The organism is Cylindrospermopsis curvispora GIHE-G1 (assembly GCF_014489415.1).
Taxonomy (GTDB): domain Bacteria; phylum Cyanobacteriota; class Cyanobacteriia; order Cyanobacteriales; family Nostocaceae; genus Raphidiopsis; species Raphidiopsis curvispora_A.
Map to the genome: position 1 here is coordinate 3109112 of NZ_CP060822.1, position 14581 is coordinate 3123692.

Below are 14581 nucleotides of genomic sequence, written 5' to 3' on the forward strand. Positions count from 1 at the left end.
ACTATGTCAAGTCCAGAATTAGTGTCTGTAGTTATTTGCACCGTAAACCGTTGTTATTCTTTGGAAAAAACTCTCAAGTCGTTAAATCAAATTAATTATCAATATTTTGAGGTTATTATCATAGATTCCTCTGATCATGAAAGTACCCGAAAAATAGTCGATCGCCTCAAAATTGATTTAAATTTTTCTGTTCAAATATTTACTTCTCAAGTCAAAAACATCAGCGTCTCTAGAAATATGGGCATACAAAAATCATCTGGTAAAATAGTTGCTTTTATTGATGATGATGCAATTCCTCAAAGGGATTGGTTGGATAAATTACTTGCTACATATACTTTAAAAGGTGATAAATGTGCTGGAGTCGGTGGGAGTGTAAAAGATATGACTAAAGCTGATATTCCTTGGCAATATTATCAAGGTATTACTAATGTTATGAGTCATACGATTCCCATTCGTTTAGGAAAAGTACCCAACCATAATCAACCCCAAGGTTTTTGGTACAATGGAATGATGGGAACAAATTCATCCTACCGTAAAGAACTGCTGGCAAAAATCAACGGTTATGATGAGTTTTTTGAATATTTTTTGGATGAAACTGATGTGTGCTTACGATTAATTCAAGCTGGTTACGAAATTCACTACTGCGATACAATTGTACATCATTATCCTCAACCCAGTCATAACCGTTATGATCAAAAGCATCTGACCTGTTGGTACTCATTGGCAAAAAATACCACTTATTTCGCTTTAAAGCATGGCTATAATAAAATGCCATCCTGGATCTTTCTATTACGTTTGAGTTCATTGTTAATTTATCGCTGTTTACTAAGAATATTACGCTTAAAATTCAGTCACAATCTGAATAATCACATCCTATTAGATTATATTAAGCAGGCAATTAAAGGTATATATCTGGGGTGGAGTCATGGTGTTAATACATCTGTTCAATCCTCAAATTAACCACGAATGACAGTAATACACCTCCCAGCAGGACTAATTACTTCTTGAGTAGTTGTGCGATCGCCTATAGGAGGTAAATTAGGACGGCGATCGAAAATGACTAGCCATCCAGTTTCCAGGTTTAGTCCAGCAAGGTACTTATCCAATTGTTTCAGTCCTTGACTGAGAGGGTCTTTTCGTTTTGGATGCCAAACTTTCAGTTCCATCCCCATTACCACTTTGCCATAACGTAAACAAATATCCATTCTTCCCGAACCAATAGCATATTCCCGTTCTAACCTACCACCACCATTAACCACCCGGTGTAAAAAAGCCATTAGCACTAAATGGGGAGCAATTTCTGGATAGGGGGTGCTTTTCAGTAATGGTTCTCCGTGTTGTCGCCAAAATTCCAGAAATACTTGTAATAATTTATCAGGCAATAATTCTCCTTGATCGCTAATCCAGCTGGGTTCTATCACCCCTATGGAAGAACGAGTAGTATATGTTAGCACTCTGGGAATGACTTCCCGATAGATGGGATTGGCAATTTCTAACCCCTGACCATTTTTATCCTGGCAAAGTCCTAAATCCAGGACGTAGCGAATATCATCTGATGGAACATCTGGTAATTCCTCCCCAGCTAAAATTGGCTCTATAATGGTTCTGACTCTGGGTTCCCGCAGTCTTTCCGCAAGACTATCCAAATGGGTGTCTTGTCGCTGAATCAGAATTTCCTTGGCTTCTTCTATAACTTCAACGGTAATGGGTTGGTTAGTGTCCTTCACCACATCTTCCGTAGCTTGACGAGCTAAAGCATTAACCAACCATGGTTGTCCATCGGTTAAATAAAAGGAATATTCCAGAGCTTCTGGTGTGAAAACCTGTCCTGTAGCTTTTGTATGTTGTTGATAAAGAGTCTTTACATCTGTAAAAGTGAAGTTACCCATAGTTAAAGACTCCACCTTAATATTAAAAGGACTTGCTGTATTCAGGCGATCGCCCCCACCGGACTTAACCTTATAGTCCCGTACATCTCGCATACCAATTAAACCCAAAGAATGGGGAAATCCCTGGGGACGGTTAGGATAACCTGAGCGCAATTGACGGAGGATGGAAATTAAGGTTTCATCGCTTAGTGCATCGATTTCATCTAAAAAGAACACTAAGGGACGAGGAGAGGTTACTGCCCAATTACTTAAGAATATGCTTAATTGTGAGCTGTTATCAACAGCAGGCCATTGGGTGGGTTGTAATTCTGATGGTAAACGAAAGCAAATAGATTGTTGCCATTCGGTTAAAATGGCTCCCTGTGCTGCTACAGGATCATGGGGGAAAGCAGCACCTACTTCAGCAGAAAGCATAACAGCAGTATATTTTCCACTTTCGGTTAACTCTTGGGCTAAGGCCAACATAGCAGTAGTTTTACCCACCTGACGAGGAGCATGAATAACAAAGTAATTTTGTCTATCAATTAGAGTACGCACTTTAGGAAGGCGTTCCGTGGGAGGTAACATGTAGTGAATATCTGATTTACATGGACCTGCTGTGTTGAACCATTTATTCATAATAGGTTTTTATAGATATTTCAAAAATTCACCAATAGGGAATATTAATCACTAGTGACATTAATATGGATCCTTGATGGTCGTGCGATCGCATAAGTGGGGAGGTACAATTATTTGCTAGGATGGGTTGAAGTATGAAACTCATCCCACATTCATCTTATATTTAATTCCACCACTTAGGTTATAATAAACCATAAAAACCAGGTCAAAAATTCAACGTAAGTGATTACATATAGTATGTCCACATTGCAAAAATCAAGAAAGTATTATAAGTGGTCATGGGATGTGTCCCTTGGAGGCGATTATGACTCCTGGGGGTCTAGTACATATTTTATGGAAATTGATAGTGATCTATATGCTATAAGACAAGTAGAGGTATATGAGAATGGGAATGTTTTGTTTTATGACAAAAACCATATTTCTGATGATTATGGAATGCTTTGTGACAAGAGACTAGACGACAACAATATAGAAGAATTTGAAATTTCCAAAGCGGAATTTGAGGAAATTTGGCAAACTAAAAAGCCCATTAATCAATAGAAAAAAGATTCTAGTTATTTAGATTCATGTCATTACCAGTAAAATGTTTTCAAGTTGATGACTTACAAGTAAGAACTTATTCAATCTTACGTCGTCAACCACAGGCCAGCTTGTTTTTAGATCTCAACTCTGCTGAATCCCCCAACACCTAATTATCAAGCTGAGTAAGTTTACCATCTTCCATTTGAATAATGCGATCGGCAATATCCAAAATACGATTATCATGGGTGACAATTAAAATGGCACAGTTTTGTTCTCTGGCTAATTCCTGCATGATATTGACCACATCTCGACCGGATTTACTATCTAAAGCTGCTGTAGGTTCGTCTGCTAAAACTAATTTAGGGTGACTAACTAAAGCACGTGCAATAGCAACCCTTTGTTTTTGTCCTCCCGACAGATCCTCAGGATAATAATTAATCCTATTACCTAATTTTACAGACTCAAGGATAGATTGGGATTGTATTCTAGCTTGACCTTTAGGAATATGGGTTTGTAATTCTAAAGACATTTGTACATTTTCTCTAGCTGTTAAAAAGTCTAACAAATTATGTCCTTGAAAAATATAACCTATTTGACGACGTACTTGGACTAAGTTCCCGTTTCTAACTCCACATAATTCCTCTCCCAGAAATTTTAAACTTCCTTCTTGAACAGAACGTAAACCACCAATCAAGGTTAGTAGAGTGGTTTTTCCCGATCCGGAAGGACCTGTCATGATCACAATTTCACCAGCATTAATTCTTAAATTAATGTCAAATAATATCTGGTTCTTTAATTTGGGTTTACCAAAATACTGATTTAAGCCCTTAATTTCTATAATGGGGTTGGAATTTTTCATATTTCCTCCGATTCGGGAAACAACTTTAGACAACTGTGAGAATAGCAGATGTTAATGTTTTTAAAAAATATCAGCCGGATCTAAGTTTCGTAGTTTGTTAGTGGAGAAAAAACCTGAAGTTAAACACATAACCACAGCAGAGATAAATACAATAAATGCTTTGTCACCATCCATGACAATGGGTAATTGAGTAGCATTTTTGGCTATGTCGTAAAGTCCCAAAGAGATAGCAAATCCAGGAATATATCCCAAACCAGCTAAAATTAGAGCCTGTTGAAAAACAACTCTGAGGAGATATTTGTTTTTAAATCCCATGGCTTTGAGGGTGGCAAATTCAATCAAATGGCTGGATATATTACTATAAAGAATTTGGTAAACAACTATGACACCAACCACAAAACCCATAATTACCATCAAGTTAAATACAAAACCGATAGGTGTTCTTAAAGTCCAATAATTTTTTTCAAATTCGATAAAGTCCTTACGATTCATGACCATCACATCTTCGGGTAAGTTAGCTGATAGTTCACCTAATACCCTTTGGGAATTAGCACCAGGTCTTAGGTGAATTAACCCTATATCTATTTGATTGGCATTGCGCTCTCGAAAAACTCGCATGAAAGTAGAATCGCTGACAATTAAATTCCCATCAACCCCAAAAGATGGACCAAGACTAAATAAACCACTTACCCTAACTTTGTAACCTATTAAGCCCAGATAACTGAATATCTCCATGCTGACAGGTTTATTTTGGCTATAGTGTTGGGCAATTGGACCAAACTCTGGACGAGCAGCACGGTCAAAAAATACCTGATCTGGTATTTGGAGTAATTTAAAATCTTGTTGTATTTCTGGCAACTTAAATATTGATTTAACCGGATCAAATCCCAGTACATAAATGGGATATTTCCGCCCAGTTACCGGATTTTTTAACTTAGCAAACTGTACATATAGAGGATCAACTGACTCTACATCCTTAAAACCCAGGGTTTGATATAAACGACTACGAGGAAAACTTTGGTTAGAAGTTAAGGATTTATATTGAGCACTAATCAAAAATAAATCTCCTTCGATATTCTTATGCAATTGTGTGGCACTAGCATACAGTGCATCTTGAAACCCAATTTGCATAAACATTAAAACAGCAACAAAGGAAATTCCTGCTAGAGCTACAAGGAAACGAACTTTTTGTTTAGCCAGTTGTAGCCAAGCCAGAGGAATATTTAGGATCATTTTGAAGACCTCTTAATTTAAGTTTTTATGTGAATTGACTCCTAACTTTTAACTATTACATGTTGATCCATACCTGAACCTGTAGGTTAGTTAAATCTGCAACCCTTTGGTTGTCTTTAGGATTGTTGATCCGAATTTTGACATCAACTATTTTGTTGTCTGTATCAGCACCAGGACTATTATTAAAAATATTTTGCTGATTAACTTGCAATCCAATATCTGTAACTGTTCCTTGAATTTTCCCTGGAAAAGCATCAGCAGTAATGTCTACAGATTGTCCTAATTTTACTTTTTTAACATCAGTTTCATAAACTTCTGCTACCACATACATTTGCTGGGTTCTCCCTAATTCAGCAATACCTTGACTACTAATTATTTCTCCTGGCCAAGCATTAATTTTTAAAACTTGTCCATCAATCGGTGAACGAATTATACTTAAATCTAATTCTGCTTGAGCTTGGGTAACTGAAGCTTTTGCGCTCGCCAGATCTGCTTTTGCTAGTTGTATATCGGTGGGACGAATTTCTACAATACTGTTGAGTCTTGCTTGAGCTTCATTTATTTGTTTTTGCAAAGTTTCTTGAGTTCTATTTAGTGCTGCTTTTGCTTCATTTATTTGTTGCTGTAGAGTGTCTCTTCTTAGACGTTTACTCTCTGCATTTGAAGCAGAAATTGCTCCATTTTCATATAAATCTTCATATCTCTGATTTTCTCTTTGTGCATTATTTAATTCAGCTTGCAATCTAGCAATTATGGATTTTTGTGCTGATGTTTCACCACGCAATTCTGCTTCCAATCGCCCAATGGTGGCTTTTTGGGCATAAATATCTCCCTGTTTTGCTCCAGCTTCTACTTTTTCTAGATTTGCTTTTGCTACTTCTACTTGTCTGTTAGCCTTTTCTAAAGCTGCAAGATTAGGACTGTAACTGTCTAAAAAGGCAATTAATTGACCTTGGCGAATTTTATCGCCTTTTTTGACTAGAAGTTTTGCTATTCTTATACCTCCTCCCAAGGAATTAGGAGCAGATAACCGAATTATTTCCCCTTGGGGTTCTAGTCTTCCTAAAGCAGCAACACCAGTAATTATTGGACTGGGACTATTAATAGGAATTGCCACCTTGGATTGGGATTTAGTCTGGAAATTTGAAATACTTTGAAAAGATATGAGTAGGGTAGATATAAATGTGGTAGTCGCTAAACTGATTAACAACCAACTTTTAGAATTCACAAATAAATGCTTTTCTTTGTCTACCATAATTATGCCTTTAGTTATCCGTTTACTATCCCTTAAATCAGGTTTTTTAATGGCCATTGAGCACCTTTTAACCTTGTGGTTTGAGACAAGCTACTTATGATACGGCGGTAGATAGCATTCTTTTGATAACTGCAATTGATATGGTGAATTTTATTTAACAAGATAGAGTTTCAAGATATAGCTAGGAACAAGGATGTATTTTCATCTATTCCTTAGCTATATCCACCTAGAATTTGAATCAGTTCCAATTATTTGTTGAGCATTAGTTCCTTTTTCTTTTTCATAATTGCCAGGTATTCATTGCGAGTTCCGTCAACACGATAGTGATCACAAATTTGACACAATTTGAGAACATCCAAGCGACTGAATACCTTTTGATGTTCAATTCCATTGTCATTACGCCACCGCCAAAATGTGGTTCTATCAATTCGACGTTCCGTGTCAGGCCATCTACGTTTTGATAGAAATCCTACCAATTCATCCTCGTAAAAAGAGTAGCCTTTTGGTAATTTCAGCAGTTCTTCTCTCAACTCATTTAGCGGTATGAGTGGATCTAGTTCAGATAGTCTCATGCCAGCAAGCCCTTATAGTTTATTTTAATTAGCATTTTGCATTTGTCAATATACAAACACCAACAATTGCATGATTTCTATTTGTAATCCTCCATAGTTAAGGGTGGATAAACTGACGAATTGGCAACCTGGATTGGGGATCAATTTGGTGTGAATTTATCTGGTCGCTTGGTTCCCTATCTATCCACCTGATAAACCAACGGGATGGATTTACATTTACATCATTCAACCAAATACAATAAACTGATTAATGTCCAATTTCAAGCCTTATGCAACAAAATGCTATACTTAATTTTGTGAAGTTTTGTGGGCAAGTTAACTTTGATTACTATTTACTACTCAAATATCTAGATGATCTTTGTTTGATCACAAATTTTAAATTATTCTCTTTCCTTAGATAGATGCAACGCTTGACTATTTTGTTCCACAATCCCAAACCTTAATCCAAAAATTATAGTTTGAGTCAGAACCCTTTTGCTTTTTTTAGTTGTATTTAAGTTGCATAACTGTTGTCAAATATTGTTGGCAAGTTTAATATCAGAATAAATCAGCGGCAAATTAATTTATCTAAGTTACAGGGAAGAGGATAGGATTTTTTTGTTTGGGTTTCTGGAATGTATCCTCACTTTGGCCGCAAAGCATTTTACCAAATTAAACTCAGAAATAATCTATCTTGACATTAGGAACTATTTGTATCCTAAAAACTTGATTTTAAAGTTTGGGGTAAGTTTAACCCATGTAAATTGAAAAAGCAAAATATCGCCATGAATCACGCCAAACTTGAGTCAGATTTAGCACAATTGCAGGATGAAGTTAGCAATTGTGAACGGGATTTATTAAACTTAATTAAAGGAAAAAAAACCATGGAATATTCTCAAAATCATAATGGTGGTAATCAAAGTAATCAAATTGCCATTATTGGTATGGCTTCCCTATTTCCCCAGTCAAAAAACTTGCAGGAGTATTGGCAGGTAATAGTGGATAAAATAGATTGCATTACGGATGTGCCTGCTTCCCGTTGGAGCGTGGAAGACTATTATGATCCCAATCCTAAAGCACCAGATAAAACTTACTGTAAAAGAGGTGGGTTCATCCCCGATATTGATTTTAATCCTATGGAATTTGGTTTACCACCAAATATTCTAGAAGTGACAGATATTTCTCAATTATTGGGTTTAGTCGTCGCTAAAGCAGCTATGGAAGATGCTGGTTATGGTGAGTCTCAACAGTTTGATCGGGATCGTACAGGGGTAATATTAGGTGTGGCAATTGGTAGACAATTGGCAGTACCTTTGGGGTCACGATTACAATATCCCATTTGGAAAAAAGTTTTTAAAAACTGTGGACTTTCTGATGATGAGACTGAAAAAGTGATTGAGAAACTGAAAAGTGCCTACATACAATGGGAGGAAAATGCTTTCCCTGGAATGTTGGCTAATGTAATTTCCGGAAGAATTGCCAACCGACTTGATTTGGGCGGAACTAATTGTGTCGTTGATGCTGCTTGCGCTAGTTCCCTAGGTGCATTGAATATGGCCATGAGCGAATTGCTTGCACATCGTGCTGATATGATGATTACAGGTGGAGTTGATACCGATAATTCCATTTTTGCCTATATGTGTTTTAGTAAAACTCCCGCAGTTTCCCCCAGTGAAAAAGTTAGACCATTCGATGTGAATTCCGATGGTATGATGTTAGGTGAGGGCGTGGGTATGTTGGTACTCAAACGTCTGGAAGATGCAGTTAAAGATGGCGATCGCATTTATGCTGTAATTAAGGGTATTGGCAGTTCCAGTGATGGTAAATACAAAAGCATTTACGCTCCCCATTCCCAAGGACAGGTAAAAGCCATCCGTCGGGCTTATGAAAATGCTGGTTTTGCACCACAAACTGTGGGTTTAATTGAAGCTCATGGTACGGGAACTATGGTAGGAGACCCTACGGAATTTACTTCAATAAATCAGGTATTTAGTGATAATAACTCTCTAAAACAACACATAGCTTTAGGAACGGTTAAATCTCAAATTGGACACACAAAAGCTGCTGCGGGTGCTGCTAGTTTAATTAAAACCGCCTTGGCATTACATCATAAGGTATTACCACCAACTATTAACATTACCCAACCCCATCCCAAACTGAATATTGAAAATTCTCCCTTTTATTTGAACACGGAAACTAGACCATGGATTAGCAATCAACCGAGACGAGCTGGGGTGAGCGCCTTTGGTTTTGGAGGTACAAATTATCATGTAGTTTTGGAAGAATATGAATCGGAACATCATCAATCATATAGATTACATAATTGCGCTAAGTCAATTTTCTTGAGCGCACCCACAGTGCCAGAATTATTATCCCAATGTCAACATATTTATCAACAGTTGGAATCAACAGATAAAGAACAACATTATCAAAGAATAATTGCCGAATCTGACCAACTGATAATTCCTAACGATCATGCTAGATTAGGATTCACCACACTCTCTTTAAGCCAAGCAATAGCCCATTTAGCTATCATTATTGACTTGCTAAAAAATCAACCTTCCGTTGAGTTCTGGGAACATCCTAAAGGAATTTATTATCGTCAACAGGGTATGGAAACAACCGGAAAAGTAGTGGCCTTATTTTCCGGACAAGGTTCCCAATATTTGGAAATGGGAAGAGAATTAGTAATTAACTTTCCTTGCTTACGACAAACCTACTCTCACCTAGATGATTTATTCTCCCGCGAGGGATTAGAACCTCTTTCCCAAGTGGTCTTCCCCACTCCAGTTTTCAGTCCACAGGAACGACAAGAACAATTAGAAAAACTGCAAAAAACTGAATATGCACAACCAGCAATAGGAGCATTGAGTGCAGGATTATATAAAATATTGCAGCAAGCTGGATTGAAAGTTGATTTTGTTGCTGGACATAGTTTTGGAGAGTTAACAGCTCTATGGTCCGCAGGTGTATTAACTGAAGAAGATTATTTCTTTCTGGTCAAAGCTAGGGGAAAAGCAATGTCCACATCCCCAGCAGTGGATGCTGGAGGAATGTTAGCAGTAAAAGGTAATATTAGTCAAGTAACGGAATTAATTAAAGACTTTCCCCAAGTTGCTATTGCTAACTATAATTCCCAACAGCAAATAGTTCTAGCTGGGCACAAATCAGAAATTACTCAATTACAGAATGTTCTGCAATCTAAGGGATTCTCCTGTTTCTTATTAGGGGTTTCCGCTGCTTTCCACACACCGTTAGTTTCCCATGCACAAAAACCCTTTGCCCATGCGATCGCACAAGTAAATTTTCAATCACCTCGCATTCCGGTTTATAGCAATGTGACAGGAAAATTATATCCTAATGAACCTGCATCCATGCAAAAAATTCTCCAAGAACATTTATTAAATCAGGTGTTATTTCAACAGCAGATTGAGAATATATATCAGGCTGGTGGTAATTGTTTTATTGAGGTTGGTCCGAAAAATGTCCTTACCAATTTAGTTAAAGAAATCCTGATAAACAAGCCTCATATTGCGGTGGCATTAAATGCTAATTATCGTCAGGATAGTGATTTATTATTACGGGAAGCTGTTACCAAATTGAGAGTTTTTGGTGTACCATTAAAAAACTTAGATCCCTATCAGATTCCTGCTAAAATTTCTTCATCTTCCCAGAAAAATGAACAAAAAACTTTGAATATCAGATTGAATGCTACCAATATCAATGACAGATCACAAAAAGCATTTGCCCAAGCTTTAGCAACTGGTCCAGTTATCAAAAAGTCAACAGTTAGTGAAGATAACTATCAAATTCAGCCACAGAAAATATTAGTGGAGAAAAATCCTCAGATAAATCCAGAAATAATCTCATCAAGTATCCTCACTTCAAAAAATAGTTCTCAAGTCAAAAACCATAGTATGGTGGAACCAAAGATGGAAATTCCCGTGGAAAACTATGATCGAATTCTTGATAGTTTAGAACAATCATTAGCGGAATTTACTCGACAGCAAAGTGAAATTAATCAGGTACATCAACAGTCTTTACAAAATCAAATGGAGTACAATAAAACCTTTTACGAATTAATGCAGCAACAGTGTTTGTTCCTAGCTAAGGAAGAAACTAATGAATATCAAGCCCAAACACAACAGTTAGCAATTTCTAGTACGGAACGTAGCATGATGCGACTACATGACCATCAAGCTGAAACTATTCGTATTCATGAAAAATATCTCAATTATCAACAGGAGTATACCAATAATTACTTTCAATTACTTGAGCAGCACTATAGCTTGTTCGAGGTAGGATCTCCTAATGGGTATTCTCATCTTCCATCTTCCCATGTTGCACAAAGTGACCCACCAGCACAAAAGTTAATTTATCCTCTGGAACCGGAAAATAATTCCCAGAATAATCTACCTGACATTACAGTTGGTTTCCCCATAGCTACCTACCTTGATAAGGGAAAACTGAGGGACACCCTGATCAATATTGTCAGTGATAAAACGGGTTATCCTGTGGAAATGTTGGACTTGTCAATGGACATTGAAGCAGATTTAGGAATTGACTCTATCAAAAGAGTGGAAATTCTGGGAGGACTTTTAGAACTTTACCCCGATCTACCCAGACCTAACCCAGAAGAATTAGCGCAATTGGCAACTCTGGAACAAATTGCTGAGTATATAAACAACTTAATTACACAGGTGTATGAAAATCAACCCGTAGAGGAGACAGTAGGGAGCGGAAAATCTCCCTTATCTCAAGAAATCCCTGTAAAAGCAATCAACGAACAGACAGCAACCATAGAAACCCCATCACCTGTTACCGAACTTGATAATCATCCACAATTCTTGGTTTTATCCCATGAAGATTCATTAGATAGATCCCATCAACCAACAATCACCATTCCCGATAATTTAAGTCAGATCTTGCTCACTATTGTGAGTGATAAAACAGGTTATCCTGCAGAAATGTTAGACCTGTCCATGGATATGGAAGCAGATTTAGGAATTGACTCTATCAAAAGAGTAGAAATTCTGGGAGGACTTTTAGAACTTTACCCCGATCTACCCAGACCTAACCCAGAAGAATTAGCACAATTGCGGACCCTGGGAGAAATTGCTGAGTATATGCGCAATCAAGCTGAAACTGTGGAGAGGTCGAATTTATCCCCATTAGAAAAACCAGATATGTCAACCACGGAAGTAGGGGATAAAATCCTGCGCCTTCCAGTGCAATTAAAACCACTTCCTCAACCAGACAGTTTAGATTTAACCATTCCAGAAAATCACTTTGTCTTAATTACTAATGATGGTTCAGAAGTTACCCATAGGTTAGTAGCTAAGCTCGCAGATAAAGGATGTAAAACTGTTGTTTTAACCTTTCCATGCTTGGAGTCAAACCTATCGGAGGAGATTGCTCAAATCAGATTAAACGATTGGCATGAAGAAACTTTGCAAGAACATTTGACCGAACTTACCACCAAGTTTGGTCCTGTGGGTGGTTTTATTCATCTACATCCTAACTCCAACAATAATTTGGGAATGGATAAAGCCATTGTTCAGCACGTGTTTTTAATTGCCAAACACCTGAAGGAAGATCTCAATCAACTGGCTAAAAAAGAACGTGCTTGCTTTTTTGCAGTTGTGAGATTAGATGGTGAATTAGGAACGGCAAAAACTCACAACTTTAGTCCCATTAGCGGAGGATTATTTGGACTAACTAAAAGTTTAAATCAAGAATGGCCAGAAGTATTTTGTCGTACCCTGGATTTAAGTCCTGATTTAGATGCAGACACAACTGTAAAACATATTCTGGCTGAATTGCAAGATCCTAATTTATTAGTTACCGAGGTAGGATACAATAAAATAGACAGGTTTACCTTAGTAGCAGAACCTGGTAAATCATCCATCATTCCCGATTCATTAAATATTACTAAAAACCAGGTTTTTTTAGTTAGTGGGGGTGCTAAGGGAATTACTGCCAAATGTGTAATCAAATTGGCTGAAGAATACCAATGCAAGTTTATTCTTTTAGGACGTTCTAGTGCAGAAATTGAACCTGTTTGGTCTGAAGGATATGAAGATGAAAATGAACTGAAACGACGAATCATGGAAGATTTTCTGGCCAAGGGAGAAAAACCCAGTCCCATAATGGTGCAGAAAAAATATCAGACTATTTCCTCCCAAAGAGAAATACACAATACATTAAAAGCAATTACTGAAGCAGGAGGAAAAGCAGAATATGTCTGTGTTGATATCACCGATGGTATGATGTTGAGAGAAAAGCTAACACCTATAATTGACCAATTTGGTACTATTACTGGAATCATTCATGGTGCGGGTAACTTAGCAGATAAAAGAATTGAGAAAAAGACGGTTCAAGATTTTGAAACAGTTTATGCTGCCAAAGTCCAGGGTTTACAAAACCTACTCCATATTGTGGAAACAAATCAACTGGAATATTTAATCCTATTTTCTTCAGTAGTGGGATTTTATGGTAATGTTGGACAGACGGACTATGCAATAGCCAACGAAATTCTCAACAAATCAGCTCATGTAATTAAACATAAACACCCTAATTGTCATGTAGTCTCCATTAATTGGGGTCCTTGGGATAGTGGTATGGTCTCTCCAGAATTACAGACAGCATTTGCACAACGAGGAATTGAAACCATTCCCCAAGAACTGGGTAGTAGTATCTTAGTTGATCAACTAAGAAATAGTGATTCAACTATGACCCAAGTAGTAATTGGTAGTCCCTTAGTCTATATTCCTTCTACCTTGTCTAGTGAACTAAAAACCCATCAAATTACCCGTCAATTAAAGTTAAACTATAACCCATTTTTACAGGATCATGTGATTGCGGGTAATCCTGTTCTTCCCGCAACTTGTGGACTGTCCTGGATATCTAGCAGTTGTGAACAACTCTATCCTGGTTTCCAAACTTTCCACTGTCCTAACTTTAAAGTCCTTAAAGGAATTGTTTTTGACCAAAATTCCCCCCATGAATATATTCTTGAAATTCAAGAAGTTGCTAAAATTGACAATCAAGAAATTCAGCTTGCGGGCAAAATTAGTAGTGTTACCAACCATGGAAAAATCAGATATCATTTTAGTAGCAACCTAATTTTGAAAAGACAAATTCCTTTAGCTGATAACTATGAACTTTTTAACCTAACCCAAGATGGTCAATTCCTAGCGAGCAATTCCTTACTATATCAAACTGGTGCTGGTAGTTTATTTCATGGTAATACTTTTCAAGGGGTAAAATCCGTGTTAAACATCAGTCCTGGTAAACTGACTATGAAATGTGAACTACCCGAACCTACATTACACCAACAGGGACAATTTAGAGTACAGACTCTTAACCCCTATATAGCAGATGTGCAGATACATTCTCTGTGGATTTGGACTCAACACTTTCATCAAGTTGGTTGTTTACCATCAGAAATTGAAAATTTTGAACAATTTGCACCCGTTCCCTTTGGAGAAACGTTTTATGTAACTTGTGAAATCAAATCCAAAACCGAATCTTATGTAGTTGCTGATGTAATTACTCACAATCAAAAAGGACAAGTTTATAATCAGATGAAGGGAGCAAAAGGCACAATCTTACCCAATAGCTATTAATAAGCAAATTCAGTCAAGGTAAGTGG

9 protein-coding genes are annotated in these 14581 nt (G+C 37.2%); 4 read left to right on the forward strand and 5 right to left on the reverse strand.

Annotated elements, in window-relative coordinates; all coding sequences use genetic code 11:
* The first annotated feature begins 3 nt into the window (after positions 1–3).
* The gene (locus tag IAR63_RS13910) at positions 4–960 is read left to right on the forward strand and encodes a glycosyltransferase family 2 protein (protein WP_187705676.1); all 957 of its coding nucleotides are present in this window, start codon (positions 4–6) and stop codon (positions 958–960) included.
* Here the strand turns inward: IAR63_RS13910 and IAR63_RS13915 are convergent.
* On the reverse strand, positions 957–2507 hold the full coding sequence (locus IAR63_RS13915; protein WP_187705677.1) for a P-loop NTPase family protein: 1551 nt from the start codon (positions 2505–2507) through the stop codon (positions 957–959). The two genes, IAR63_RS13910 and IAR63_RS13915, sit on opposite strands and share 4 nt — an antisense overlap.
* A 237-nt stretch (positions 2508–2744) precedes the next feature.
* Here IAR63_RS13915 and IAR63_RS13920 point away from each other — a divergent pair, with 237 nt between their 5' ends.
* Both IAR63_RS13920 and IAR63_RS18660 read left to right on the forward strand, forming a co-directional pair.
* Positions 2745–3047, forward strand: a complete 303-nt coding sequence (locus IAR63_RS13920; protein ID WP_187705678.1) for a DUF6881 domain-containing protein — start codon at positions 2745–2747, stop codon at positions 3045–3047.
* A 26-nt stretch (positions 3048–3073) separates the two neighbouring features.
* Positions 3074–3199 carry a hypothetical protein gene (locus IAR63_RS18660; protein WP_268905666.1) on the forward strand — a complete coding sequence of 42 codons (126 nt, stop codon included), beginning with the start codon at positions 3074–3076 and terminating at the stop codon, positions 3197–3199.
* On the opposite strand, the gene IAR63_RS13925 is transcribed toward IAR63_RS18660, so the two are convergent.
* From IAR63_RS13925 to IAR63_RS13940, 4 genes are all read right to left on the reverse strand, one after another.
* On the reverse strand, positions 3196–3888 hold the full coding sequence (locus IAR63_RS13925) for a DevA family ABC transporter ATP-binding protein (RefSeq protein WP_187705679.1): 693 nt from the start codon (positions 3886–3888) through the stop codon (positions 3196–3198). The genes IAR63_RS18660 and IAR63_RS13925 overlap by 4 nt on opposite strands.
* 60 nt (positions 3889–3948) lie before the next feature.
* A complete protein-coding gene (devC, locus tag IAR63_RS13930; protein WP_187705680.1) occupies positions 3949–5121 on the reverse strand; it encodes an ABC transporter permease DevC in 1173 nt (390 codons plus the stop codon).
* 55 nt (positions 5122–5176) lie between these two features.
* Positions 5177–6376 (reverse strand): ABC exporter membrane fusion protein, encoded by a 1200-nt coding sequence (locus IAR63_RS13935; protein WP_141304031.1) that lies wholly within the window; start codon positions 6374–6376, stop codon positions 5177–5179.
* 248 nt (positions 6377–6624) lie between these two features.
* A complete protein-coding gene (locus IAR63_RS13940; protein WP_006278292.1) occupies positions 6625–6948 on the reverse strand; it encodes a hypothetical protein in 324 nt (107 codons plus the stop codon).
* 764 nt (positions 6949–7712) lie between these two features.
* On the opposite strand from IAR63_RS13940, the gene IAR63_RS13945 reads away from it, so the two are divergent.
* Positions 7713–14555, forward strand: coding sequence for a type I polyketide synthase (locus IAR63_RS13945; protein ID WP_187705681.1), 6843 nt, complete (start codon positions 7713–7715; stop codon positions 14553–14555).
* Positions 14556–14581 lie beyond the last annotated feature (26 nt).

Bases quoted from the DNA above. Each gene is read 5' to 3' on its own strand.
- IAR63_RS13910 (WP_187705676.1), top strand. From the start codon at position 4: ATGTCAAGTCCAGAATTAGTGTCTGTAGTTATTTGCACCGTAAACCGT.
- IAR63_RS13915 (WP_187705677.1), bottom strand. From the start codon at position 2,507: ATGAATAAATGGTTCAACACAGCAGGTCCATGTAAATCAGATATTCAC.
- IAR63_RS13920 (WP_187705678.1), top strand. From the start codon at position 2,745: ATGTCCACATTGCAAAAATCAAGAAAGTATTATAAGTGGTCATGGGAT.
- IAR63_RS18660 (WP_268905666.1), top strand. From the start codon at position 3,074: ATGTCATTACCAGTAAAATGTTTTCAAGTTGATGACTTACAAGTAAGA.
- IAR63_RS13925 (WP_187705679.1), bottom strand. From the start codon at position 3,888: ATGAAAAATTCCAACCCCATTATAGAAATTAAGGGCTTAAATCAGTAT.
- devC (WP_187705680.1), bottom strand. From the start codon at position 5,121: ATGATCCTAAATATTCCTCTGGCTTGGCTACAACTGGCTAAACAAAAA.
- IAR63_RS13935 (WP_141304031.1), bottom strand. From the start codon at position 6,376: ATGGTAGACAAAGAAAAGCATTTATTTGTGAATTCTAAAAGTTGGTTG.
- IAR63_RS13940 (WP_006278292.1), bottom strand. From the start codon at position 6,948: ATGAGACTATCTGAACTAGATCCACTCATACCGCTAAATGAGTTGAGA.
- IAR63_RS13945 (WP_187705681.1), top strand. From the start codon at position 7,713: ATGAATCACGCCAAACTTGAGTCAGATTTAGCACAATTGCAGGATGAA.